We start from the raw sequence: 25,512 nt of genomic DNA on the forward strand, positions 1-25,512 counted from the left end.
CCCCTTGCCCGTGTGGCGCCCGGTAAATGAGACGCCCCCACACCGGTTCGCCCGGGCGGCCCCCGTCAAGTTAGGTTTCACTCATGACCGACACGACTTCTCCTCGTACCACCGGCGCCGTCGCCGCCGGGCTTGCCACCCTCACCGCCGACGGCACCGTTCTCGACACCTGGTTCCCCGCTCCTGAGCTGTCCGCCGAGCCCGGTCCGGCCGGTACCGAGCGGCTGTCCGCCGAGCGGGCCGTGGAGCTGCTCGGTGAGGGCGCGGCGAAGGCCATCGGCCCGGACGCACGTCGTGGCGTCGAAGTGGTCGCGGTCCGTACGGTCATCGCCTCGCTCGACGACAAGCCGCTCGACGCGCACGACACCTACCTGCGGCTGCACCTGCTCTCGCACCGCCTGGTCAAGCCGCACGGCCAGAGCCTGGACGGCATCTTCGGCCACCTCGCCAACGTCGCCTGGACCTCGCTCGGCCCGGTCGCGGTCGACGACGTCGAGAAGGTGCGGCTGAACGCCCGCGCGGAGGGCCTGCACCTCCAGGTCACCTCCATCGACAAGTTCCCGCGCATGACGGACTACGTCGCGCCCAAGGGCGTCCGTATCGCCGACGCCGACCGGGTCCGCCTCGGCGCGCACCTCGCCGAGGGCACGACCGTCATGCACGAGGGCTTCGTGAACTTCAACGCGGGCACCCTCGGCACCTCGATGGTCGAGGGCCGTATCTCCGCCGGCGTGGTGATCGGTGACGGTTCCGACATCGGCGGCGGCGCCTCCACCATGGGCACCCTCTCCGGCGGCGGCAACGTCCGCATCACCATCGGCGAGCGCTGCCTCATCGGCGCCGAGGCGGGCGTCGGCATCGCGCTCGGCGACGAGTGCGTGGTCGAGGCCGGTCTGTACGTCACCGCCGGTACGCGCGTGACGATGCCCGACGGCCAGATCGTCAAGGCCCGCGAGCTGTCCGGCGCCTCGAACATCCTCTTCCGCCGCAACTCGGTCACCGGCACGGTCGAGGCCCGGCCGAACAACGCGGTGTGGGGCGGGCTGAACGAGATCCTGCACAGCCACAACTGACGGTCGGCGGCCGTGACATGCGGCCGCCCTATCGGTCAACGCGGCGACCTGCCTCTGAGCTGCCAGTAGTTGTCGACGTTGGTCAACGTTGAGCGCCCTTCCACGGCCCGAGGACGGCCCACAAGGGCGCTCGCGCGTTGAGGATTGCTGTGCGCCGCCCTGTAAGCCTGGCGGTGATCTCTGATGCATCTGCCCACCTCGTCCCGTCAGGACGCCGGGACTGCCGTTGCGAGCGTGCGGGCCCCGTGGTCGCCCTCGATTGACCGCGGCTGACCTCTGGATCGGGCACGAATCTGGCATGCGGGCTCAAAGATTGACACGGTCTGCCGCGATGAGACGGCCACCCCAGTGTCCAGCGGTGCCGGGATCGGCCACCTCACGTGCTTGACGTTGGCGCGTCAACGGGCAGCACGGACGATTGGGGGCCGGATGCGTGGGCAAGGTCTGCTTCGGCCCAGACGACCTTGCCGTCCTGCGCCGGGCGGGTGCCCCATCTGCGGGACAGCTGGGCGACCAGGGCGAGGCCGCGGCCGTGCTCGTCGACGGTGCGCGCGCTACGCATACGCGGGGAGTTGACGTCGTCATCGGCCACTTCGAGGGTCAGGACATGGTGTTGGATCAGACGCAGGCGAATCGGGCCGGCGCTGTGGCGGACGGCGTTGGTGACCAGTTCGCTGACGATCAGCTTCATGTCGTCCACGAGTCCTTCCAGGCCCCATTCGGCCAGCTGACCGGCGGCCAGGTTCCGGGCGTGGCGGACAGCTGTCTGGTCATTGGGCAGCGTCCAGGAGGCGACCTGGGCAGGGCTGATCGAGCGGGTGCGGACCAGGAGCAGACTGGCGTCGTCGAACGCCTCCTGATCCTCGACGGACGCCATCGCGCGGGTGCAGAGCTCCTCCAGGGATCGACCCGGTTGTGCGAGGGCGGTGCCCAGGCGGTGCATGCCCTCCTCGATGTCCTGGCCGCGGGTCTCGATCATGCCGTCGGTGTAGAAGGCGAGGAGAGTGCCCTCGGGCAGTTCCAGCTCCATGGCCTCGAAGGGGACTGCCAACCCGAAGCCGAGCGGGGCGCCGGTGGGAAGATCGGGGAACATCACCCGGCCCTGCGGGTCGACGATCGCGGGCGGCGGGTGCCCGGCCGCGGCCACCGTGCACCGGCGGGTGAGCGGGTCGTAGACGGCATACAGACAGGTGGCGCCCACCACCCCGGCGCATTGGTCCGGAGCGTCGCTGTCTCCTTCAGCCAGTCGCTGGACCGTGTCATCGAGGTGCGCCAGCAGTTCGTCGGAGGGCAGCTCCATGCCGGCAAGCGTGTGGACCGCGGTGCGGAACCTGCCCATCGTCGCGGCAGCGTTGATGCCGTGTCCGACCACATCGCCGACCACGAGGGCCACCCGGGCGCCAGACAGCGGGATCACATCGAACCAGTCGCCCCCGACGCCCCTGTCGATGTCGGCGGGCCGGTAGCGCGAGGCCGCCTCGACCGCCGCACCGCCACGCAGACGGTGCGGGAGCAGATTGCGTTGGAGCGCGAGTGCCGCGCTCTGCTCGCGGCAGTACTGGCGAGCATTGTCCAACGACACCGCGGCGCGCCTGACGAACTCTTCGGCCAGGAGCAGATCGTCCTCCTGGAACGGCGCCGGATTCTCGGTGCGGATGAACAGCGCCATACCCAGCAGGACGCGCCGCGCGCAGATGGGTACGACCATCGCGGAGTGCATGCCGTTCTCATGGATCTTCTGCGTCCGCACCGGGTCCCGGTCGATCCATGAGCCCGGAACAGTCTTGAGGACCGGCTCGATGTGTGACCTGCCAGTGCGCAGGACGTCGGTGAAGGGCGAGGCGGGCGGTACGTAAACGGGCTCACCGCGCACCCACGCGGCTTCCGGCACCCCTCGGCGGACCGAGGCCACGCCGGCACGCCTGAGAACGGGGAAGCGCTCGCCGATCGAGCCGATGCGGACCGGGGGCCCCTCGCCGAACGGAACCGACTGCTCCAGGTCCACGGCGACGTAGTCGGCGAACTGGGGCACGGCGAGTTCGGCCAGTTCCTGACCGGTCTGCATCACATCCAGGGTGCTGCCCAGGCGCCCCTGCTCGTCGAGCAGCGCGAACGCCGTGTCGGACATGTCAGACGCGTTTATCTGCCTACCAGGTGTTACGCAATTGGTGCTGATCGTGGTCTTAGTCATCGAGCTGTCATCCTCGGATGGCTTGGGAAGGGGCGACATGGGGCATAGGAATAAATTTGCCAATAACCGGACAATTGACCGGATAGCGCTCTGCCCTGTGACAACGTCGCAGCCGTGGCTAATACCAGTTCGGTCATGAAAGCCCACTGATGGGCTGCGAGGCGGGCGCAGCAAGTGGACGGCATGCATGCGGCAGCCCGGGAAGGGACTGTCCTGAATTTGGCTCTGTCACGTAATCGGTGGTGACGATGCGTGACCGGTGTCGTTGGTATCGCATGAGAGACGTCAACTCCCTCTTGAATACGGTGTTTTCAGGGCTGTCGGCGCTGGTCCTTGAGGATGTGCTGGACGAGGGAGAGGTGATCCGTGTGTCGGCGTGGACCCGGCAGGAGCTGGTGCCATGCCCGATAAGCGGGTTGCCGACCGCGAGGGTGCACAGCTTCCACGGACATACGGTGGCGGGCTTTTCCGGTGAGCGTGAACTCCTCTCGCTACTGGTATTCATTCGCAGTGCATCGGCCTTCAGGCCGGTGGTGAAGCGAATCTGTGACTGTGGCGCGGAGCGTCACGGATGCTGTCCTGCGGAGCATGAGAGCGCAGGCGCCACCACGGTCGGCGCGGAGCGTCACGGGGGTTCGATCCGGAGAGGCCGGGCAACGCCTCCCCCGTTCGGCCCGCTCTGTCTTCCCTGGTTTCAAGGGAGTACCGACCGTTCATACGTTCCCTCTGGTGGCGGGCGGCGCTCGTTCGTACGATCACCGCATGCAGCTTCGGTACGCCTTCAGGCTGTACCCGGAACCTGGCCAACGCCTCGCGCTGGCCAGGGCGTTCGGGTGCGCCCGCGTCGTGTACAACGATGCCGTGCGTGCTCGCGAGGACGCCCGCGGGGCGGGCGAGCCATTCCCGACGGCCGGCGAGTTGTCCAAGAAGCTGATCACCGCCGCGAAGCAGACCGCTTCACGGGCCTGGCTGGGCGAGGTCTCCTCGGTGGTGCTCCAGCAGTCCCTGCGTGACGTGGAGACCGCCTACAAGAACTTCTTCGCCTCCCTCAAGGGCGAGCGTAAGGGCGCGAAGACCGGTGCGCCCCGCTTCAAGTCCCGCAAGGACAGCCGTCAGTCGATCCGGTTCACGGCCAATGCCCGCTGGTCGATCACTGGTTCCGGGAGGCTGAACCTCCCGAAGATCGGCGCGGTGAAGGTGAAGTGGTCGAGGACCTTGCCCGCGCGGCCCTCCTCGGTCACCGTGGTCAAGGACGCGGCCGGACGGTATTTCGCCTCGTTCGTCGTTGACACCGACCCGGGCGCGGACGCCGCCCGGATGCCCGGCACCGACCAGACGGTCGGCATCGACCTGGGCCTGACCCACTTCGCCGTCCTCTCCGACGGGACGAAGATCGACTCTCCTCGGTTTCTGCGCCGGGCGGAGAAGAAACTGAAGAAGGCCCAGCGGGAGCTGTCCCGCAAGCAGAAGGGATCGAAGAACCGGGCCAAGGCCCGTCTGAAGGTCGCCCGCGCCCACGCGAAGGTGGCCGATGCCCGCCGCGAGTTTCACCACCAGCTCTCCACTCAGCTGATCCGCGACAACCAAGCGATCGGCGTGGAGGACCTGGCGGTCCAAGGACTCGCGCGCACCAGGCTGGCCAGGAGTGTCCATGACGCCGGATGGTCGGCGTTCGTGAACATGCTGGAGTACAAGGCGGCCCGGTACGGGCGGACCCTGGTCAAGATCGGCCGGTTCGAGCCGACCTCCCAGACCTGCTCGGCCTGCGGTATCAAAGACGGCCCCAAGCCCCTGAACGTCCGGGAATGGACCTGCACCGCCTGCGGCACCGTCCACGACCGGGACCACAATGCCGCGAAGAACGTCAAAACGGCCGCCGGACGGGCGGTGACAGCCTGCGGAGCGCCGGTAAGACCAGGACTCGTCCCGGCACAGCGCGAAGAAACAGGAAGCCACGGATTCCCGCCCGAACCCTGTGCCGCGTAGCGGCACAGCAACGGACGAGAAGGCCAGAATCCTCGGGCTTCAGCCCGAGGAGCAAGTCAACGGTCCGCAGTCAGAGCGGCGGCGAAATCCGCGAGCCGTGTGAAGTCGTCCTTGCGCAGGCCCAGTCGGGGGCTGACGAAATGGAGCAGGGCGGGCGCGGGATGGTGGGTGGCCACGTACGCGTAGTCGGGCCGGCTCAGCTCGTCGTCCACCCAGGCGAAGGGACGGCCCCGCGCGTACGCCACGATCCGCTCCGTCTTCCAGTGCACCCCGTCGGGCCGGTCGGCGAACAGGGCGCCCGCGAAGTCGACGTACGGGAGCTCGGGGAGGCCGATGACGGGGGCGATATAGACGTTCGCGGCGTCCATCCAGGTGCTGGCCCAGCACAGGTCGTAGTCCAGCTCGAGGAGGGCCCGGCCGTGGTGGGGGTGGAGCCAGACACGCAGGGGCCTGCCGGGCATCAGGGCCACCCGGATCGTCGTATAGCCCTCCGGGCGGCGCTCCGCCTGGGCGGCCCACGGGTTGAGGGGGCCGTCGACGTCGAGAAAAAGCAGCGGTCGGCTCACCAGGCCACGGTAAGCGAGGCCGGGCGGGGGCGGCCGGGAATTGTTTCCGGGCCGGAGGGCCGGGGCATGGCGGCTGCCGGGCACGCGGGTCACCCAGGGGGACAGGGGCGGCCACCCGCGCCGCCAGGGGGGAACGCGCACCGCGCTCCGTCGAGGACCCGCCCGAGGCCGAGGCGGCCCGGGTCGGCCTCGGGCGGCCGATGCGGCCCGGATCGGATCCCGGGAAAGCTGCTCCACCGGGATCGTACGGTCGACGCGGCCGCACGACGCACCGCTCGCCCGTCCGGCTGCGGACACTCGCCCCCGAACCGGCGGCGCCCGGCCGGGCAGCCCCGAACAGCCTGGGAACCCCTGTTCAGGACACACTGACCAGCTCCTCGTACGCCGCCATCAGCCCGTCGACCACCCCCCGGTCGGCGGGCCGCAGCGGCGAGCGCACGGGGCCCGCGGGCAGCCTCAGCGCACCCAGCACCGCCTTCGCGGTGACCGTGCCGGGCAGACCGGACGCCATCATCAACTCGATGAGGGGGACGGCCCGTTGCTGGCGGCGGCTCGCCTCGGCCGTGTCCCCCGCGTCGAACGCATCGAGGATGGCGCGGAACTGACGGGGCGCCACATTCGCGACCGTGCTGACATACCCGCTCGCACCGATCGCGTACAGCGCGAGGACGTACTCGTCGCAGCCCGCGTAGTACGCCAACTCCGTGCGGGCCAGCACCTTCTGGGTGCCCAGGAGGTCGTACGCGCAGTCCTTGACCGCCACGATTCTCGGGTGCTCGGCGAGCCGGATCATCGTGTCCGGCTCGATGCGCGTGCCGGTACGGCCAGGGATGTCGTACAGCGCGAGGGGCAGCCCGGACGCGTCCGCGATCTCCCGGAAGTGTGCCTCGACCGCGTCCTGCGGCGGCCTGCTGTAGTACGGCGTGACCACCAACAGCCCGTCCGCGCCCGCCTTCTCGGCCGCCAGGGCCAGTTCCACGGTGTGCCGGGTGTCGGCCGTGCCGACCCCCGCCACGATGGACGCCCGGTCGCCGACCGCCTCGCGCACCGCCCGCACCAGCGCGGCCTTCTCCGCGTCCGTCGTGGTCGGCGACTCGCCCGTGGTGCCGGACAGGACCAGCCCGTCACACCCTCCGGAGATCAGCCGGTCGGCGAGCCGCTGCGCACCGTCGAGGTCGAGCGCGCCCGCCTCGGTGAAGGGCGTGATCATCGCGCAGAGGGCGCGGCCGAAGGGAGGAGCGTCGTCCGCCGAGGTCGTGGTGGTCCGGGGAGTCGTGGTGGTCATGGGAGTAGTGTCGGCGCCGCCACCGTGAAGCTCCACTTAATTCTTCTACGAGATACCGGCAACGAATGCTACGGAGTGCGGACTCTCACCATGGCGAGGACGGCAGTCGTCGGCAGATCGCGGGAGGCGTCATGAGGCTCGGCAAGGCACTCGCCACCGGAGTCGCGGAAGAGCAGGCCCAGGCACCGGAGGGCGAACGTCAACTCGCTGTGGAAATCGAAGAGTTGGAGGCGTCCGCGCCCGAAGAGGTGCCGGTCGGCCGATGAGGCTGCGGCTCCCCGAGGAACGACCGACGGAGCCGCCGACCGGATACAAGATCGCCCACCGGGCGCTGTCCCAGGACGGCACCCGGGCCGTACGAGGACTTCGTCGCCGCGCAGCGCCAGGTGCGGGTCGACGAGATCGACGAGGCCGTGCCCGGAATCGAGCGGATGGGGCTCGGCCGGTACGCGCGGTATCGGAGCCGCGAGCGGGCCGCCGACGACTCACGGACCCCCGGCCTGATCGTGGTCGTCGAGATCGGCTTCGAGTCGGCGGCCGCCGAGCGCCGGCGCGACTGGGCCGACCTGGTCCTGGACACCCTCGCCGGCGGCCCGGCCGATCGGCCCGGGCTCATCTCCGCCCCACTTCCACCTGAGCGACGACGGAACGAAGGTCCTCAACTACGCCGAGTGGGAGAGCGCGGAGGCGTACGACAAGGTCCTCGCGGCGGCGGGTGACGGTCTCGGAGGGGCGACCGCGCGGTGGGAGAACGTGCGGACGTACCCGGGTGTGAGGGGTTCGCGACCGGCCGGTACGCGTATGCGCTCGGGCTTGTGCCCCGAGGGGCCGCGCCCATATGTCCCTGAGGGGTCCCTCCGTTCCTGAGGGGCCCCTCCGTCTCTGAGAGATCCCGCCGTCCTTGCGAGGTCCCTCCGTAGCGCTGACCGACGACTACAACCGTCTGGACAAAAAAAGTTTTCGGTGGGAGGGTGGAGCCATGTTGGACGTGACCGTGATCGAGGACGCGGAGGCCGCCGCCGTCTCGCTGGACCCCATACGGGCCCGGCTGCTGTCTGAGCTCGCCGCCGGGCCCGCGTCGGCCGCCATGCTGGCCGGCAAGGTCGGGCTGCCCCGCCAGAAGGTGAACTACCACCTGAAGGCGCTGGAGCGGCATGGCCTGGTCGAGCTGGCGGGCGAGCGCCGCAAAGGCAACGTCACCGAGCGGTTGATGCGCGCGACCGCGGCGTCGTACGTGATCTCGCCGCTCGCCCTGGCCGCCGTGCAGCCCGACCCGGACCGCTTCCGCGACCAGATGTCCGCCCGCTGGCTGCTCGCGCTCGGCGCCCGCCTCGTACGGGACGTCGGTTCGCTCATCACCGGCGCGGCGAAAGCCCGCAAGCGGCTGGCGACGTACGCGCTCGACGGCGAGGTGCGCTTCGCCTCGGCCGCCGACCGCGCCGCGTTCATCGAGGAGCTGACGGCGGGTGTCAGCTCGCTGATCCGCAAGTACGACGCTCCCGGTGCCGAGAGCGGCCGGGATCACCGGATCGTCGTGGCCGTGCACCCCACGGTCAAACCCCAGGCCGCCGAACTGCCTTCAAGCACCCAGGAGTGACCACCATGTCCAAGGAATTCGAGATCGCCCGCGAGTTCGAGGTCGACGCCACGCCCGAGCAGGTGTGGGACGCCTTCACCGCCGGTACCGGCGGCTGGCTGTGGCCGATGGAGGAACCCGAGCCGCGCGAGGGCGGCAAGGGCCCCTTCGGGTCCACCATCACCGTCTGGGACCCGCCGCACCGCTACACCAACCGGGTCGAGGACGTCGAGGGCATCTCCGAGCAGACCCTCAATCAGCTCGACTACACGATCGAACCGCGTGACGAGGGCCGACGTGCCTGGGTGCGGTATGTGCACAGCGGCATCTTCGTCGACGACTGGGACAACCAGTACGACGGCGCGAGCAAGCACACCGACTTCTACATGCACACGCTGCGCCAGTACCTGACGCAGTTCACGGGCCGCCGGGTCACCGCCTTCAGCACCTTCGACGGGCCCGAGGCGTCCACGGCGTCCGACGCCTTCGCCGCCGTCGGACGGGCGCTCGGCCTCGCGGACGACACCGCCGAGGGCGCGCGGGTCCGGGCCCAGGGCCCCGAAGACCAGGTCCTCGACGCCGTGGTCGACTACCGCAACCCGTACTTCATCGGGCTGCGCACCGACGACGCCCTCATCCGTTTCTTCGGACGCAACCACTGGGGCGCGCCGGTCGGCATCAGCGTTCACGACTTCGCGGCCGACGCCGACGCGAAGCGGAACGAGACCGCCTGGCAGGGATGGCTGAACGGGGTGTTCAGCGCGTAGGCATAGACGCAGGCGGCGGCCCGAGCGGCAGCCGGCGGAGGAGCCCGGCCCCAGGACAACGGGGCCGGGCTCTCGGCTCTGCGGGGTTACGGCCGCAACGCTCTGCGGAGTTACGGCCGGAACCGCAGCACCTGCGGGTCGTGGTCGCTGATCTGGTCGTTGAACTCCGCGTTGATGTGCACGCTGTCGTACGTGAGGTCGCAGTCGCGCCGGATCGACGGGCTGACCAGGATCTGGTCGAGGACCTGACTGTTGCCCTGGTAGTCGTATGTGTAACGCTCGCTCTTCGGCAGCGACTTGATCGCCGACCACAGCTCGCCGTCGCCCTCGAGGATCTTCGTGGTGTCGGAGAACTCGAAGTCGTTGATGTCGCCGAGCGTGACGACGTTCGCGTTCCTCTGCGTCTCCAGGATCTCCTTGACGAAGGCGTTCACCGCGGCCGCCTGGAGGTGGCGCTGGGTCTCCGAGCCGCGCGTCGGCGGCTGGTACTGCGAGGTCAGCCCCTGGTCGCCGCCCTTGGAGCTGAAGTGGTTGGCGATCACGAAGACCGTCTCGCCGCGGAAGACGAACTCGCCGGCCAGCGGCTTGCGGCTGTTCGTCCAGGCCGTGCCGGACGGGTCGATACGGCCGGGGGAGACGGTCAGCCGGGCCTTGCCGTGCGCCTTGCCGACGCCGACGGCGGTGGCTGCGTCGCCGCCCGTGCGGTCGGTGAAGGAGACCCGCTCGGGGTTGAAGAGGAACACCTGGCGGATGTTGCCGCCCGGCTCACCGCCGTCGGCGAGGTCGACCGGGTCGATGGAGCGCCAGTCGTACGCCGGGCCGCCCGCGGCGACGATCGCGTCGATCAGCTTCTGCATCGTCCGGTCGGCGGCGACCGTGCCGTCGTTGACCGCGCCGTTGTTGTCCTGGATCTCCTCCAGGGACACGATGTCGGGCGACCGCAGATTGTTCACGATCGCGGCGGCGTGCTCCTCGAACGTGGCGTCCGCCGGGTCGAGGTTCTCGACGTTGTACGTCGCCACCGCGAGCTCGCCGCGGGACTGCTTGTGGGTCGTCTCGCGCTCCAGACCGGCGCTCTTCAGGGTGCCGATCTCGTTGGCGACCAGGGTGTAGCCGCCGAACTGGTTGTAGTCCAGCGGGCCCGCGGTGGTGCCCTCCAGGGTGTCGCCGACGTTCGCGGCCGGGAAGGCGGCGGTTGATCCGAGGGACTGGATCTGGAGCCGGCCGGTGTTCTGCGAGGTGTAGGAGCCGTACACCGTGCCGCCGCGGCGGTTGGCGTGCTCGCGCGGCTTCACCGTGACCCACAGCTCGGTGTACGGGTCGGTGGCGCCGACCACGCGGGTGTCGGAGACCTGGACGTTCATGCCCTCCAGGGACTCGTAGTAGTCGAGGGCGTACGCCGCCGGCTCCAGGGCCAGGCCGTTGACCGAGCCGTTCGCGGCGGCGTCGCCCGCGGGGCTGTAGTCGTCCGGTACGGAGCCGGCCGCGACTGCCGCCGCGGCTGGGACGGCGTTGCCGCTGGAGACCACGGTCACCGTGGGCTTGGTGATCTCCGTCAGTGACTGGTTGCCGGACGACGAGCCGCCCGGGACGTACTCCGAGACCGTGCCCGTGACGAGGACCGAGTCGCCGACGGAGACGGTGGGCCGGGAACTGGTGAAGACGAACACGCCCTCACTGGTGGCCGGGTTGTCGTCCGCGTTCGGGTCCTGGATCCAGAAGCCCCTGGACGAACCGTAGGTCCGCACGCCGGTGACAATGCCCGCCACGTCCGTGACCTGCCGGCCCGCGAGCGGGGAGATCCGGGTGGTGCCCTGGATGTCGTGGATGTGGACGGTGTCCGCGTGGGCGGGTGTGGTGAGCACCACGGCGGAAAGGGTGGAACAGACGGCGGCGACGGTCAGCGCGCCGATGCGCGCGGTTCTCTTGCTCGGCAAGGGAATCCCTCCGGAGACGTACGTGAGCGCCGGGACGAGAGTGGAGCTGTGGACCGAACGTGGGGGAGCGCGACCTGTGTGCGGGGGGTGTGGGGGCGGTGACGCGCGTAGAAGTCGGCGGGCCGGTGACCCGTTCGACTTCTACGCGCGTCAATCTCGTGTGCCGCCAGGGGAGTTGTCAAGGTTTCGACGGTGTACGGCTCCTGTCAGGGACATGAACCGGGCGGCATGGGTGGAAATCCGTCTAGGCTGAGCCGTCGGCGCGGATTTCCGGGGCGGCTTCCGGATTCTCATGTCCAGGGGTGGTTCTCGGAGTCGGCGTCGGCGTTGCTTGCCCCTGCTTGCCGCGTCTTTCTACGCTTGTCCTGCTTGCCCCGGTTGTTCGGAGGAGAACCCAGCCGATGTCAGACAGCTCCCCCCTGCCGCCGGTGCGGCTGCACTCCGAAGCGGAGCTGGCGCGGGACGCGCTCGCCGCACCGTTGCTCTCCCGCGCCGCGCGACTGGCCCGTTGGGCGGGCCCGGACACGCGGGTCGGTGCGGGGGGCGAACTCGTCGAAGAACAGCTTCCCGAAGCCGCCGCCATACTCGGGCTCTCCGGGGACGACGCGCCCGCCTACGCCCATGAGGCCTGGCGGGTCGCCGTCGACACCGGGCTCGTCGAGATCGTCGACGAAGACGAGGGCACGGTCGGCGCGGGCGAGGAACTCGCCCTCCTCACCTCCGGCGGGCCGCAGGACGTGCTGGACCTGTGGCTCGGTGCCCTCGACACGGTGCTGGCCGACGCGACCGTGCCCGGCCTGGACGACCTCGTCGGCACGATGGACGAGGGCGGCGAGATCGACCTCTCCTCCCTGGACTGGGACCCGGATGCGGAGGCCGACTTCCTCGACGGGGTGCTCGGCAATCTGTATCTGCTGACCGTGAGCGAGGACGGGCCCGGTGCGGGCCCGGTGCCGCTGCCCGCGCTTGCCGCGTCGATGATCGTGCCCGACGGCATGGGGGAGCCCACCGACGACGTCCTGGAGCAGGTGTCGGACGCGATGATGCGACTCGACGACCAGTTCCGGCTGCTCGAACCCGTCGGGCTCGTCGACTACCAGCCCGTCGACGAGGCGTTGATGGCGGACGTCGACGAGGAGCCGGCGGCGGCCGTCGACGACACGGATGTCTCGCGGTACGGGATGGTGCGGCTGACTCCGCTCGGGCAGTACGGGATCCGGGCGCGCCTCGTCGAAGCGGGCATGTCCGCTCCCGCGGTGGGGGAACTCGCGGACAAGGGGGCGGACGTGCTGCTGGACGGCATCTCCGCGTTCCCTCCCGCCGCGGCCCACGCCGAGACCGAGCAGTGGCTCGCCCGGCGTGAACCGCTGCCCGCCGCACGGGAGTTGCTCGCCGCGGCCCGGGGCGGCGACGCCGGGGCGCCGCTGCGCCGCCTCCGCTGTCAGCAGGCGCTGTCCCTCGTCGGCATCGAGGCCGAGCCCGCGCTGCGCGAAGTCCTCGACAACCCGGAACTGGGCGGACTCGCCCGCGTCTGGCTCTCCGAACACGGCGCGCCCGACGTGCCCGCGCCGTCCGAGGCGATGATCTTCTGGCTCACCATCGACACGGTGGCGGCGCAGCTCGCGGCCGAGGGCAACTCCGCCGAGCTGCAGGGCCTGGTGGAGGGCCTTGCCCAGCAGCACAGCGGTTTCTTCGCCACGGCCTGGCGGGTCGACCACCCGGCCACCCCGGACGTCCTTGAGGCCATGGGCCGCCTCCACCCCGACAAGAAGGTCGCCAAGGAGGCGCGTAAGGCCGCGTTCAAGGCGCGGTCGCAGCACGGGGGGTGAGCCTGGGTGAAGGTGCGGTGCGCTGACGCAGGGTTTTTCGCCCCCTCCGCCCCTACCCGTCCCGCACCTGGGGCTCCGCCCCAGACCCCGCTCCTCAAACGCCGGAGGGGCTCGTTCTTGGCCTGCCCCCGTTGCGGCGGCGGGCTTCGTCGGGCGGATTCACGCAAGCGGGACTTCTGACGTCGATCCGTGTTCAACTGCGGTTCAGGCGCGGGCGGGACGGTGTGGCCGCAACCGAGGTCCGCCACTTGCCCCCACGACAGTCCCACCCCACCCGACACAGGAGACACCATGTCGCTCACCCGCAGGGACTTCGCCAGACGATCCGCGATCACCGGTGCAGGAGTCGCCCTGGCCGGCAGCGTAGGCGCGCTCGCCACCGCTCCGAACGCCCTCGCGTCCACCGAGACCGAGACCGACACGGAGATCGAGAGCGCGGGCGAGGAGTCGGCGGACCGGCACGGCGGCGTCGGCTACGGGCCGCTGGTCCCCGACCCGAAGGGCCTGCTCTCGCTGCCCGCCGGGTTCTCCTGCCGCGTCATCACCTACAGCGGCAAGACCAAGCTGGAGTCGGGCGAGTTCACGCCCTCCAACCACGACGGCACGTCCACCTTCCGCGGTCCGCGCGGCGCCATCCTCCTGGTCAACAACCACGAGCTGAGCGGCCCCCGCTCCAAGTGGCCCCACCCGGTGCCGCTCACCGAGGGCCTGGTCTACGACCCGGCCGCGTCCGGCGGCTGCACGGTCGTCGAGGTCCGCGGCGACAAGGTCGCCGAGTGGGTCGGCATCGCGGGCACCGCCACCAACTGCGCCGGCGGCGACACCCCGTGGGGCACCTGGCTCACCTGCGAGGAGACCGAGGACAAGGCCGGCCAGAACGGCATGACCAAGGACCACGGCTACGTCTTCGAGGTCGACCCCCAGGACCGCCGCCGCAACAAGAACCCCAAGCCCATCAAGGCTTTGGGCCGCTACGCCCACGAGGCCGTCGTCGTCGACCCCAAGCGCGGCCGCCTCTACCTCACCGAGGACGCCTCGGGCCCCAACGGCCTCCTGTACCGCTGGACGCCCCCGCAGGGCTTCGAGCACGGCCACGGCCAGCTCGCCACCCTCGCCGACGACGCGGGCGCGCTCCAGGCCTTCAAGTGCTTCGACTCCGGCGGCAAGTTCGTCGACGACCTCTCCCGCGCCACCAAGATCGGCACGGTGTACGGCGTCGACTGGGTGGACGTCCCCGACCGCGAAGCCAAGACCACGCCCGTGCGCAAGCAGTTCACCGACGGTCAGGTCACCCGCGCCCGCAAGCTCGAAGGCATGTGGTGGGGCGACGGCGGCGTGTACATCGTCTCCTCGTACGCCCGCACCGAGAGCCCCGGCCAGGCGCACGACGGTGCCGTCTGGTTCTACGACCCCAAGCGCCGCACCCTGACGCTGAAGGTCCTCATCGGCGTCAACCCGGACCCGTCCAAGGAAGGCAACTTCGACGGCCCGGACAACATCACCGTCTCCCCGTACGGCGGCCTCGTCATCGCCGAGGACGGCGAGGGCCTCCAGCACCTGTTCGGCGCCACCGACAGCGGCCGTACGTACCCCATCGCCCGCAACGAACTGAACATCGGCACCGCGGAGGAGCCGGAGTACAGCGAATTCACCGGCGTCACCTTCTCCCCCGACGGCCGGACCCTCTTCGCCAACATCCAGGACCCGGGCATCATGCTCGCGATCACCGGGCCCTGGAAGCGCCAGAAGCGCGGCTGATTAATTCAATGGCTCGACCCGCGGCACGCCTCCTAAAGTGATGCACGTCCAGGTGCGAAGGCAGGACCTACTTCCACTGATAATGGGGCGGCCGCGGGTTCGAGTCCCGCCACCGGTACAACGCGCCGGTGTAGCTCAGGGGTTAGAGCACCTACGTCGGTTCCGCCGACCTGAACTCTGGACACCACAACTTCATGCACCTCCCGGTGCGCAGGCTGCGGCTACTTCTCTTTCAAAGAATCCACGCCGCCGCCGATTTGATCTCGGGAGGCGCAGCTCATGGTGGGTGCCCGGTGCGCAGGCAACGGTTGCTTCTGGGACAGTGGGTCGCGGGTTCGAATCCCGTCTGCGCCTTCGGGGCGTTGTAGCTCAGCGGTGAGAGCAGCTGTTTGTTCCGTCGCCGACTCCTGAACTCGGGCACCCTCCATTTGCCGCGCCTCCCTCCGAAACACCAATGAATTCGGGGGAATTCACCATGGCGCGATTCAACACCAAGACGGCCAAGGCCCAGCCCACTTCGCGGATCACCTCGACCGGCCGTGTCCTACGTACGTACGAGGGCGGCCGAGGTCAGGAGCGCGACGCACGCTCTGAGCTTTTTCTTCTGTCGGTCGCCAACTTTGTCTCGCAGCAGACCTTCTACGAGTCCGGCGCGGCACGCGACGACCGGTTCGCCACGCTGGTGCGCGAGCTCGCCGTCGCCGACCCGTCCTGGACGGCCGGCCTGCTCGGCTGGCTGCGCGGCGAGGGCAACCTCCGTACGGCCTCGATCGTGGGCGCCGCCGAGTACGTGAAGGCGCGCCTTGACGCGGGCGCCACCGACGGGCCAACCAACCGCCAGGTCATCGACTCCGTACTGCGCCGCCCGGACGAGCCCGGTGAGCTGCTCGCCTACTGGACCTCCCAGTACGGCCGCAACGTGCCCAAGCCCGTCAAGCGCGGCATCGCCGACGCCGTACGCCGTCTGTACCACGCGAAGTCGCTGCTGAAGTACGACACCGCGTCCAAGGGTTACCGCTTCGGCGACATCCTCAACCTGGTGCACGCGGCGCCGGATCCCGGCAAGCCGTGGCAGGGCGACCTGTTCCAGTACGCGCTGGACCGGCGCCACAACCCGGACACGGCCGTCGTCCCCAAGTCGCTGCCCGTGCTCGTCGCCCACCGTGACCTGATGGTGCTGCGGCCCGCCAAGCGGCGCAGGGTCGTGACCGGAGCGCACGGCGCGCAGCGCCTGGCGGACGCGGGCATGACCTGGGAGGCGCTGGCCGGCTGGCTGCAGGGACCGATGGACAAGGCGGCCTGGGAGGCCGCGATTCCGTCCATGGGCGCGATGGCACTCGTTCGCAACCTGCGGAATTTCGACGAGGCGGGTGTCAGCGACGAGGTGGCGGCGCAGGTCGCCGCCAAGATCAGTGACCCGGCCGAGGTCGCGCGGTCGCGGCAATTCCCGTTCCGCTACCTCGCTGCGTACCAGCACGCGCCCTCGCTGCGCTGGTCGTATCCGCTGGAGCAGGCGCTCGGCCACTCGCTGGCCAACGTGCCCGCGCTGCCCGGGCGGACGCTGGTGCTCGTCGACCGGTCCGGTTCGATGTTCTACTCGCGGCTGTCCGACCGCTCCGAGCTCAACCGGGCGGACGCGGCGGCGATCTTCGGCACGGCGCTCGCGCTGCGGGCGGCGGACGCGGATCTCGTCGAGTTCGGCACGGGCAGCAACCGCGTGAAGTTCCGTAAGGGCGAGTCGGTGCTCAAGGTCCTGGAGCGCTTCGGCGACCTCGGCGGCACCAACACGAGCGAGGCGGTGCGCCGGCACTACAAGAAGCACGACAGGGTGCTGATCGTCACCGACGAGCAGGCCGCGTACAGCCACGCCGGCGATCCGACCGAGCAGGTCCCGGCGCACGTACCGGTCTACACGTGGAACCTGGCCGGCTACCGCGCGGGCCACGGCCCGTCGGGGCAGGGCAACAGGCACACGTTCGGAGGGCTCTCGGACGCGGCTTTCCGGATGGTTCCGCTGCTGGAGTCGGCGCGGGACGCCGACTGGCCCTGGAACTGAGCGCTCGATCGCGGCCCGCACGGAAGTGCGGGCCGCTCTCGGCTGGAGGGCTAGAGCGCCTGGGCCGCGGGCTTCACCATCCCGCGTACCGTGCGGGACTTGACGAAGTCGCCCATGGCCGTCATCTCCCACTCGCCGGAGAACTGCTTGATCAGCTTCGCCATCATGACGCCGGTCTGGGATTCGGCGTTGGTGAGGTCGAAGCGGACCAGTTCCTCGCCGGTCGCCGCGTCGAGGAGGCGGCAGTAGGCCTTGGCCACCTCGGTGAACTTCTGGCCGGAGAAGGAGTTGACCGTGAAGACCAGGCCGGTGACGTCCTGGGGGAGGCGGCCGAGGTCGACCGTGATGACCTCGTCGTCGCCTCCGCCCTCGCCCGTGAGGTTGTCGCCGGAGTGCTTGATCGCGCCGTTCACGATGGAGAGCTTGCCGAAGTAGCAGCTGTCGATGTGGTTGCGCTGCGGGCCGTACGCGATGACCGAGGCGTCCAGGTCGATGTCCTTGCCGCGGTACGCGGGCTCCCAGCCGAGGCCCATCTTGACCTGGGAGAGCAGCGGGCGCCCGCCCTTGACCAGGGACACGGTCTGGTTCTTCTGGAGGCTCACCCGGCCCTTGTCGAGGTTGATCTTTCCGGTGCCGGGCGCCGGGGGCGCGGGGGGAGCCGCCGGGGCGGGCGGGGCCGGGGGCGTGGCGAGGGGCGGGGCCGGCGGGGTGACCGGCGGCTGCATCGGCGGGGCGGCCGGCGGGGCGACGGGGGCCGCGGCCGGTGCGGGGGCCGGCGTGGGCGTCGGCTCCTCGACCGTCACGCCGAAGTCGGTGGCGATGCCCGCCAGGCCGTTCGCGTAGCCCTGGCCGACGGCTCGGGCCTTCCACGCGCCGTTGCGGAGGTAGATCTCGACGACCACCAGGGCCGTTTCCGTGCCGAGCTGGGGCGGGGTGAAGGTGGCCAGTACCGCGTTGTCGGCCGCGTTGCGGATCGTGGCCGTGGGTTCGACGCCCTGGAAGGTCTGGCCCGCCGCGTCCGGGCTCGCCGTGACGACGATCTTCTCGATGCCCGGGGGGACCGCGGTCGTGTCGACCGTGATCGCGTCCGGGGCCGTGCCGCCGCCCGAGCGGTACGTCACGCCGGGGCCGGTCGGTTGGTTGTAGAAGATGAAGTCGTCGTCGGAGCGCACCTTGCCGTCGGCGGTGAGCAGCAGGCCCGATACGTCGAGCCGCACCGGGGCGCCGACGTCCACCGTCACGCGGGTGACGGGGAGAGGGATGTTCGAGCCGGGGGTCATAGCTGTCATGGTTGGGGTAACGAGTGAGGGCGCTTTACCGTTCCCTTACTCATGGGTCAGTTGGTGGCGGGGGCCGGGGCGGGTGGGTTTTCGCCCTCTCCGCCCCCTGCCCGTCCCGTACCTGGGGGCTCCGCCCCCTGGCTTGTCCGTCCTCAAACGCCGGACGGGCTGATCTTTGCTACGGCACCACCACGATCTTCCTGCCCACCCCCGAAGCGAACTGCTCCAGGGCCTGGGGGTAGCTCGTCAGCGGGAGGCGGTCGCTGATGAAGAGCGACGGGTCGAGGACACCCGTGGCGAAGAGTTCCGCCGCGCGTTCGAAGCTGTGCAGGACCGCCATCGAGCCGGTGATCGTGATCTCTTGGTTGTAGATCCGGTACGGGTCGATCGTGACCCGCGTCGCGTAGTCGGCCACGCCGAACTGCAGGAACGTGCCCGCCTTCGCCACCCGCCCGAGCCCGTCCTGGATCGCCGCCGCGTTCCCCGTGGCGTCCACCACCAGGTCCCAGCCCTGCGGGCGGTCCAGTTCGTCCGCGTTCGCCGCCGACGCCGAGACGCCCAGCTGCTGTGCGGTCTCCAGGCGCGCCGGGTTCAGATCCACCACGTCCACGCTCGCCGCGCCGGTCCGCTTGGCGAGTTCCAGCATCATCAGGCCCATCGTCCCGGAGCCGTAGATCAGGACGTGCGCGCCCAGGCGGGACTGCAGGACGTCGTAGCCCCGCACCGCACAGGACAGCGGCTCGATCAGCGCGGCGTCCTGGGTGCGTACGTGCTCGGGGAGCTTCACGCAGTTGGCCACGGGAGCCACGGCGTACTGGGCGGCGCCTCCTGCCGTCGTCACACCGATCGCAGCCCACCGCTCACAGAGGTTGTTGTGGCCCGTACGGCAGTACCGGCACTCGTAGCAGTAGAGGGAGGGGTCGACGGCCACCTGGTCGCCGACCGCGACCTCGGTGACCTGGGTGCCGACGCCGACCACCTCGCCCGCGAACTCGTGCCCCGGCACGATCGGCAGCTTGGGCGCGAACTCGCCCTGGAGGATGTGCAGATCGGTGCCGCACAGGCCGCACGCGGCGACCTCGACCACGACCTCGCGGGGACCCGGCGTCGGATCCGGGACGTCGGCGACGACGGCGCGGCCCACGGACTCGATGACGGCGGCCTTCATTTCACGGCTCCCAAGGACAGGCCCTGGACCAACTTGTCCTGGGCGGCGAACCCCGCGGCGAGTACCGGCAGGGAGATCACGAGCGACGCGGCGCACACCTTCGCCAGGAACAGGCCCTGGCTGGTGATGAAGCCGGTCAGGAAGACGGGGGCGGTTTCCGCGACGACTCCGGTCAGCACCCTCGCGAAGAGCAGTTCGTTCCAGCTGAAGATGAAGCAGATCAACGCCGTGGCGGCGATGCCCGGCAGCGCGATGGGCGCCACCACGCGGGCGAGGACCGTCGGAAGCTTCGCGCCGTCGATCTGCGCGGCCTCGATCACCGCCACCGGGACCTCGGCGAGGAAGGACTGCATCATCCACACCGCGATCGGCAGGTTCATGGAGGTGTAGAGGATGACCAGGAGCCAGATGTTGTCCAGCATGTCCGTGTTCTTCGCGAACAGGTAGATGGGCAGCAGGCCCGCCACCACCGGCAGCATCTTCGTCGACAGGAAGAAGAACAGGACGTCCGTCCACTTCTTCACCGGGCGGATCGAGAGGGCGTACGCGGCCGGGAAGGCCAGCAGCAGGACGCAGAGCGTGGACACCACGGACGCCACGGTCGAGTTGATCAGCGCGGGCCACGGGCTCGCTCCGCCGCCCGCGCCGAAGAACTCGCGGTAGCCGTCGAGGGTGAGGGCGGCGGCGAAGGACGGCGGGTTGGTCGCCGCGTCCTCCTCCGAGTGGAAGGACGTCAGGGCCATCCAGGCGATGGGCAGGAAGAACAGGATGCCGAGCAGCCAGGCGGCCAGGCCCAGGCCCGCTCCGCGGTTGCGGCGGGGACGTACTCGTATCGCGGTGGCGCTCATGCGCGGGACACCTCCTCGCGGAACAGGGACGACACCACGCGCAGCGCGAAGGTCGCGATGATGATCGAGCCGATGACGACCAGGACGCCCGCGGCCGAGGCGAGGCCGTTCTCGTGGGCCTGGTAGAAGCTCTGGTAGACGGTGTAGGGCAGGTTCGCCGTGCCCAGGCCGCCGGATGTGAGGGTGAAGACCGCGTCGAAGTTCTGGACGATGTAGATCGAGCCCAGCAGGGCGCCGAGTTCGAGGTAGCGGCGCAGGTGGGGGAGCGTCAGGTGGCGGAAGATCTGCCAGTCGCTCGCGCCGTCCACCCGCGCGGCCTCGATCTGCTGAGGGTCGCGGCTCTGCAGGCCGGCCAGCAGGATCAGCATCATGAAGGGCGTCCACTGCCAGACGAGGGAGGCCTCGACCGCGAGCAGCGGGGTGTTGGAGATCCAGTCCGGCTGTGGGCCGCCCACATACTGCAGGAGCCCGTTGAGAAGGCCGTACTCGGGGTTGTAGAGCACATGTTTCCAGAGGAGGGCCGCGGCGACCGGGACCACCAGGAAGGGGGCGATCAGCAGCGTGCGGACGATACCGCGCCCGCGGAAGGTGCGGTTCAGGAGCAGGGCCAGGACCAGGCCGAGGACCAGGCTGGCCAGGACCACGGCCACGGTGAGGACGACCGTGGTCCATACCGAGCGGCGCAGGTCGGGGTCGGTCAGGACGTCCGCGTAGTTGGCGAAGCCGGCGAAGTGGCGGGCGTCCGGGTAGAGCGAGTTCCAGTCGAAGAACGAGATCACCAGCGTGGCCACGAAGGGGAGCTGGGTCACGACGATCATGAAGATCAGGGCCGGGAGCAGCGGGGCCCGGGTGGCCCAGGCACGCAGTCGGCCCGGGGGGCGCTTCGCGGCGCGTACGGATGGCACGGCTATCGGGGCTGTCGTGGTCGCTGTCATCGTCCCTCGTACTCCTCGGAGATCTCCTCTGCCAGCTTCTGGGACTTCTTCAGGGCCGACTCGACGGACTGGCGCCCGGCGATGGCCGCGCTGATCTCCTGCGAGACCTTGGTGCCGAGGTCGGTGAACTCGGGGATGCCGACGAACTGGATGCCGGGCGCGGGGCGCGGCTGCACCCCCGGGTCGGTGGGCCGGGCGCCCTCGATGGCGTTCTTCGTCATCTCCTGGAAGGCGGCGGCCTCCTTGACGTACGCGGGGTTCGTGTACGTCGACGCGCGCTTGCCCGCCGGGACGTTGGACCAGCCGATCTCGTCGCCGACCAGCTGCTCGTACTGCTTGCTGGACGCCCAGGAGACGAACTTCCAGGCCTTGTCAGGGTTGCGGGACGCGTCCTGGATCCCCCAGGCCCAGGTGTAGAGCCAGCCGGAGGAGTCGGTCTTCTCGACCGGTGCCGGTACGTAGCCGATCTTGCCCTTGACCGGGGAGTTGGCCGACTCCAGGGAACCGGCGGCGGAGGTGGCGTCGTACCACATGGCCGTCTTGCCCTGGGTCATGTTGTTGAGGCACTCGGCGAAGCCGGACTGGGCCGCGCCGGACTCGCCGTGCTCGCGGACGAGGTCCACGTAGAACTTCGTCGCCGCCTCCCACTCGGGGGAGTCGAGCCGCGCCTTCCAGTCCTTGTCGAACCAGGTGCCGCCGAAGGTGTTCACGACCGTGGTGAGCGGCGCCATGACCTCGCCCCAGCCGGGCAGGCCGCGCAGACAGATGCCCTTCATGCCCGACTCGGCGCCGTCGGCCTTGGCGGCGAGGTCGGCGACCTGTGTCCAGGTCGGGTGCTCGGGCATGGTGAGGCCCTTCGCGGCAAACACGTCCTTGCGGTACATCAGGAAGGACGACTCGCCGTAGAAGGGCTGGCCGTAGAGCTTGTCGTCGTCGCCGGCGAGGGACTGGCGCATCGGCTTGAGGACGTCCTGCTCGTCGTAGCCGCTGTCCTGGGCGACGTACGAGTCCATCTCGTGCAGCCAGCCGTTCCTGGCGTAGATCGGTATCTCGTAGTTGGACAGCGTGGCGACGTCGTACTGGCCCGCCTGGTTGGCGAAGTCCTGGCTGATCTTGTCGCGGACGTCGTTCTCCGGCAGGACGGTGAAGTTCACCTTGATGCCGGTCTCTTTGGTGAAGTGGGCCTGGGTGAGCTTCTGCAACTCCACCATCTGCGGGTTGTTGACCATCAGGACGTTGATGGAGTTGCCTCCGGAGCCCGCGCCGCCCGCTCCGGTCCAGCAGCCGGAGAGCAGCGGGGTGAGCAGCGTCCCAGCGGCGACCGCGGCGAGCAGTGCGCGCGGCCTCCGTCGGCTCGGGGTTCGCATGGATCACTCCTGGACGTATGGGGAGATAAGGGACGGGGAGGGGTTGAGCGGGTCCCTGTAGTGGGCGGGTTGGGTTTTCGGACGCTACTGAAGGGGTGAGTTGGGTTTTCAGACTCGGATGACCTGAGGGCCTTGCAGTGAGTAGCGATGCGCCTCGGACGCCGGAAGCAGCGTGCTCGTGACGATCGCCTCCAGGTCGCTGATGTCGGCGAACCGGCAGAAGCTGACCGCCCCGAATTTCGTGTGCACTCCGGCGAAGACCGCGCGCCGGGAGGCCCGGATCGCCTGCGCCTTGACCTCGCTGACCGCCGGGTCGGGTGTGGTGAGGCCGTGTTCGCGGGAGATGCCGTTGGCGCCGATGTAGGCCAGGTCGATGACGAAGCCGGCGAGCATCTTCGTCGTCCAGTGGTCCACGGTCGCGAGCGTGCCGGGGCGGACCCGGCCCCCGAGCAGGAGGACGCTCGTGTTGTCGGCCTCGGCGAGCGCGCCCGCCGAGGCCAGGGACGCGGTGACCACGGTCAGCGGCCGGTCCCTGGGCAGCACCTCGGCGATGAGCTGCGGAGTGAACCCCTCGTCGACGAAGACCGTCTCGGCGTCACCGAGCAGTTCGGCGGCCGCTGCCGCGATCCGGCGCTTCTCGGGCACATGGCTCGTGGTGCGGAAGGCGAGCGTCGTCTCGAAACCGGCGCTCTCCACGGGGTAGGCGCCCCCGTGGGTGCGGCGCAGCAGACCGTGGTCCTCCAGGGTGCGCAGATCGCGCCGTACGGTCTCCTTGGCAACGCCCAGCTCGGCGGCGAGCGCGGTGACGTCGACCGAGCCCGTGCGGCGGGCTGCCCGGACGATCTCGCGCTGTCGTTCCTCTGCGGTCATCGCCGTCATGGTCGTCACCTGCTCCCTTGTGCTCCGTTGCACGCTGCCCGTTCGGGCCCGATCGGGCCCAGTGGACCCTTGAGGGAAGTTCTACAGCGGGTATCGGCCACTGACCAGGCCTGTTGCGTGCCCGATGCTGCCCGGCTGTGCCCGTTTCGCGCACGGCGTGCCCGCGTCGGACCTGGGGCGGAGCGGGTGGGGAGGTTTGATCGGGCAGGGGGCGTGCCCGAAAGGGGGAGTGGGCGGGTCCGTTTGCTGCCCGTGGGTGGGTGGGACTGTTCGGTGGCTGTCCTGTGCGTGCGGGTGGGTGGGGCTGGTCGGTGCCTGTCCTGTGTACGCGGGTGGGTGGGGCTGTTCGTGCCCGTCCTGTGCGGGTGATCCCACTCAGTGCGGCCAGATCGGCGGGTGCGTGGTGAAGTGGCCGCCCAGGTGGGCGTGGTCCGGGTTGGCCGGGTCGAGCTCGCCCTGCTCGGCGATGAGCTTCTCGGCGTACGGCTCGGAGTCGTCCTGCGGCTCGTAGCCCAGTGCCCTTGCGGTCGAGAGGTCCCACCACAGGCGGGTGTTGGCGGAGGAGCCGTAGACGACCGTGTGCCGTACGACCTCGGCGGTCAGCGCGGCGTGGAAGAGGCGGGCGGCGTCGTCAGGGCTCAGCCAGATGGAGAGCATGCGCACGCTGGTGGGCTGCGGGCAGCAGGAGCCGATGCGCACCGAGACGGTCTCCAGGCCGTGTTTGTCCCAGTAGAACTGGGCCAGGTCTTCGCCGAAGGACTTCGACAGGCCGTAGACGGTGTCCGGGCGGTGCGCGGTGTCGATCGGGATCAGGGCGCTGTTGTCGATGGGGGTGTCGTCCTGGGGGCGCGGGGTGAAGCCGACCGCGTGGTTGGAGGAGGCGAAGACGATGCGGCGTACGGCCTCCTGGCGCGCCGCCTCGTACAGGTTGTATGTCCCCTCGATGTTGGCCTTGAGGATCTTCTCGAAGGAGGCTTCGAGGGAAATGCCCGCGAGGTGGATGACCCCGTCGACGCCTCGCACGGCTTCGCGCAGCGCCGCCTTGTCGGAGAGGTCGGTGGTGATCGCGTCCGGGGCGCCGTCGATGGGCCGCAGGTCGAGGAGGCGCAGCTCGTAGCCGTAGCGTGGCAGCAGGCCTCGCATCAGGGTGCCGAGTCGGCCGGCGGCGCCGGTGAGCAGAACGGTGCGGGTGGGCATCCTTGGGTCTCCTTGATGCTGACGGTTCGCTTACCGCCGGTTCGCTTTCTGCCGGGTGGTGGGTCGGGGCCGTGCCGTGCCGGTACATCCGCCCGTCGCCGCTGAATCAGACGTTGGCTTATGGGGATTCGTTTCTAGATCCGAACGTAAGCGACGGGCATGTGATGTACCGGCACGGCACGGCCCCTTCCGTGCGTTGGCGACTGCGGGTGCACCCCCCAGTCCGTCCGGCGTTTGAGGACGAGGCCGTTCAGGCCGATGCGGGGTCTGGGGGCGGCAGCCCCCAGGGACGATGGGGTCCCCCGCTCTGGGGGTACCTCCCAGGCCCTTAAGGCACTGGGGGAGAAGCCGAGAGTGGGGGAGGGTAGGGGCGGCGGGGGCGAAGAAAGGCGGGGGCAGGGCCGCGGTGGCGGGTGCCGTCGCCGCCGACGAGTTGGTGGTGCACGGGTGGGATCTCGCCCGGGCCACCGGCCAGGATTACGAGCCCGATGCCGCCGCCCTGCAGGCGTCGTTCGAGTTCCTCACCGCCGCGGCCGAGGATCCGAACAGGGGCGAGGGCATCTTCGGCCCCGTGGTCCCGGTTCCCGACGACGCTCCCCTGCTCGACCGGGTCATCGGCCTCAGCGGCCGCGACCCCGGCTGGAAGCCGTAGGAATTCGACCGACCTCGCCGGCGGGGGTGGTCCGTCGACGCTCACGCATGGCTCGCGTATACGGGTGCGGGCGGGATAGGTGGCCGGGGCGGGCCTGTACGCCGCCGGTGGTCCGCCGCCGCGTACCAGGGCGAGCGGCGCGTCGGCGGCGTCCCGCCTGCC

20 protein-coding genes and 1 pseudogene are annotated in these 25,512 nt (G+C 69.9%); 10 read left to right on the forward strand and 11 right to left on the reverse strand.

The window, feature by feature from the left end:
• Positions 1-83 precede the first annotated feature (83 nt).
• The gene (gene dapD / locus C4B68_RS30835; RefSeq protein ID WP_099504986.1) at positions 84-1,073 is read left to right on the forward strand and encodes a 2,3,4,5-tetrahydropyridine-2,6-dicarboxylate N-succinyltransferase; all 990 of its coding nucleotides are present in this window, start codon (positions 84-86) and stop codon (positions 1,071-1,073) included.
• Positions 1,074-1,449: 376 nt separating this feature from the next.
• On the opposite strand, the gene C4B68_RS30840 is transcribed toward dapD, so the two are convergent.
• Positions 1,450-3,201 carry an ATP-binding SpoIIE family protein phosphatase gene (locus C4B68_RS30840; RefSeq protein ID WP_240634533.1) on the reverse strand — a complete coding sequence of 584 codons (1,752 nt, stop codon included), beginning with the start codon at positions 3,199-3,201 and terminating at the stop codon, positions 1,450-1,452.
• 825 nt (positions 3,202-4,026) lie between these two features.
• Here C4B68_RS30840 and C4B68_RS30845 point away from each other — a divergent pair.
• Positions 4,027-5,250 (forward strand): RNA-guided endonuclease InsQ/TnpB family protein, encoded by a 1,224-nt coding sequence (locus C4B68_RS30845; RefSeq protein WP_104880072.1) that lies wholly within the window; start codon positions 4,027-4,029, stop codon positions 5,248-5,250.
• Between the two features lie 56 nt (positions 5,251-5,306).
• On the opposite strand, the gene C4B68_RS30850 is transcribed toward C4B68_RS30845, so the two are convergent.
• Both C4B68_RS30850 and dapA read right to left on the reverse strand, forming a co-directional pair.
• On the reverse strand, positions 5,307-5,816 hold the full coding sequence (locus C4B68_RS30850) for a hypothetical protein (protein ID WP_099504588.1): 510 nt from the start codon (positions 5,814-5,816) through the stop codon (positions 5,307-5,309).
• Positions 5,817-6,171: 355 nt separating this feature from the next.
• Positions 6,172-7,101 carry a 4-hydroxy-tetrahydrodipicolinate synthase gene (gene dapA, locus C4B68_RS30855; protein WP_167459197.1) on the reverse strand — a complete coding sequence of 310 codons (930 nt, stop codon included), beginning with the start codon at positions 7,099-7,101 and terminating at the stop codon, positions 6,172-6,174.
• 131 nt (positions 7,102-7,232) lie between these two features.
• Here dapA and C4B68_RS44135 point away from each other — a divergent pair, with 131 nt between their 5' ends.
• From C4B68_RS44135 to C4B68_RS30870, 4 genes are all read left to right on the forward strand, one after another.
• On the forward strand, positions 7,233-7,367 hold the full coding sequence (locus C4B68_RS44135) for a hypothetical protein (protein ID WP_257217448.1): 135 nt from the start codon (positions 7,233-7,235) through the stop codon (positions 7,365-7,367).
• Between the two features lie 120 nt (positions 7,368-7,487).
• Positions 7,488-7,820: a hypothetical protein gene (locus C4B68_RS30860; protein ID WP_180289331.1), complete on the forward strand. Its 333-nt coding sequence runs from the start codon at positions 7,488-7,490 to the stop codon at positions 7,818-7,820.
• 260 nt (positions 7,821-8,080) lie between these two features.
• Positions 8,081-8,698, forward strand: coding sequence for an ArsR/SmtB family transcription factor (locus C4B68_RS30865; protein ID WP_099504590.1), 618 nt, complete (start codon positions 8,081-8,083; stop codon positions 8,696-8,698).
• A 5-nt stretch (positions 8,699-8,703) separates the two neighbouring features.
• The gene (locus tag C4B68_RS30870; RefSeq protein WP_099504591.1) at positions 8,704-9,444 is read left to right on the forward strand and encodes an SRPBCC family protein; all 741 of its coding nucleotides are present in this window, start codon (positions 8,704-8,706) and stop codon (positions 9,442-9,444) included.
• Between the two features lie 110 nt (positions 9,445-9,554).
• On the opposite strand, the gene C4B68_RS30875 is transcribed toward C4B68_RS30870, so the two are convergent.
• Positions 9,555-11,381, reverse strand: coding sequence for an endonuclease/exonuclease/phosphatase family protein (locus tag C4B68_RS30875; protein WP_099504592.1), 1,827 nt, complete (start codon positions 11,379-11,381; stop codon positions 9,555-9,557).
• Positions 11,382-11,782: 401 nt separating this feature from the next.
• Here C4B68_RS30875 and C4B68_RS30880 point away from each other — a divergent pair, with 401 nt between their 5' ends.
• The 3 genes from C4B68_RS30880 (at position 11,783) to C4B68_RS30890 (ending at position 17,024) form a co-directional block, all read left to right on the forward strand.
• On the forward strand, positions 11,783-13,210 hold the full coding sequence (locus tag C4B68_RS30880; protein ID WP_099504593.1) for a hypothetical protein: 1,428 nt from the start codon (positions 11,783-11,785) through the stop codon (positions 13,208-13,210).
• A gap of 291 nt (positions 13,211-13,501) precedes the next feature.
• Positions 13,502-14,968, forward strand: coding sequence for an alkaline phosphatase PhoX (locus C4B68_RS30885; RefSeq protein ID WP_099504594.1), 1,467 nt, complete (start codon positions 13,502-13,504; stop codon positions 14,966-14,968).
• 475 nt (positions 14,969-15,443) lie between these two features.
• Entirely contained in the window at positions 15,444-17,024 is a 1,581-nt protein-coding gene (locus tag C4B68_RS30890; protein WP_099504595.1) for a TROVE domain-containing protein, read from the forward strand.
• Positions 17,025-17,074: 50 nt separating this feature from the next.
• Here C4B68_RS30890 and C4B68_RS30895 read toward each other — a convergent pair whose 3' ends face one another.
• The 7 genes from C4B68_RS30895 to C4B68_RS30925 all read right to left on the reverse strand — a co-directional run bounded on the left by C4B68_RS30895 (position 17,075) and on the right by C4B68_RS30925 (position 24,698).
• Positions 17,075-18,304 (reverse strand): TerD family protein, encoded by a 1,230-nt coding sequence (locus C4B68_RS30895; protein ID WP_180289332.1) that lies wholly within the window; start codon positions 18,302-18,304, stop codon positions 17,075-17,077.
• A gap of 178 nt (positions 18,305-18,482) precedes the next feature.
• Positions 18,483-19,472 carry a zinc-dependent alcohol dehydrogenase family protein gene (locus tag C4B68_RS30900; RefSeq protein ID WP_099504597.1) on the reverse strand — a complete coding sequence of 330 codons (990 nt, stop codon included), beginning with the start codon at positions 19,470-19,472 and terminating at the stop codon, positions 18,483-18,485.
• Positions 19,469-20,320, reverse strand: a complete 852-nt coding sequence (locus C4B68_RS30905) for a carbohydrate ABC transporter permease (RefSeq protein ID WP_099504598.1) — start codon at positions 20,318-20,320, stop codon at positions 19,469-19,471. The genes C4B68_RS30900 and C4B68_RS30905 overlap by 4 nt, the downstream gene beginning before the upstream one ends.
• Positions 20,317-21,255, reverse strand: coding sequence for a carbohydrate ABC transporter permease (locus C4B68_RS30910; protein WP_099504599.1), 939 nt, complete (start codon positions 21,253-21,255; stop codon positions 20,317-20,319). The genes C4B68_RS30905 and C4B68_RS30910 overlap by 4 nt, the downstream gene beginning before the upstream one ends.
• Positions 21,252-22,622 (reverse strand): ABC transporter substrate-binding protein, encoded by a 1,371-nt coding sequence (locus tag C4B68_RS30915; protein WP_099504600.1) that lies wholly within the window; start codon positions 22,620-22,622, stop codon positions 21,252-21,254. Before C4B68_RS30915 ends, C4B68_RS30910 begins: the two co-directional genes overlap by 4 nt.
• 108 nt (positions 22,623-22,730) lie before the next feature.
• Positions 22,731-23,501, reverse strand: coding sequence for a DeoR/GlpR family DNA-binding transcription regulator (locus tag C4B68_RS30920; RefSeq protein ID WP_099504601.1), 771 nt, complete (start codon positions 23,499-23,501; stop codon positions 22,731-22,733).
• Between the two features lie 375 nt (positions 23,502-23,876).
• Entirely contained in the window at positions 23,877-24,698 is an 822-nt protein-coding gene (locus tag C4B68_RS30925) for an NAD-dependent epimerase/dehydratase family protein (RefSeq protein WP_099504602.1), read from the reverse strand.
• A 403-nt stretch (positions 24,699-25,101) separates the two neighbouring features.
• Here C4B68_RS30925 and C4B68_RS30930 point away from each other — a divergent pair.
• Positions 25,102-25,350, forward strand: a pseudogene (locus tag C4B68_RS30930) (TIGR03086 family metal-binding protein); the annotation flags it as partial.
• Between the last annotated feature and the right edge of the window lie 162 nt (positions 25,351-25,512).

Source organism: Streptomyces dengpaensis (assembly GCF_002946835.1).
Lineage (GTDB): Bacteria > Actinomycetota > Actinomycetes > Streptomycetales > Streptomycetaceae > Streptomyces > Streptomyces dengpaensis.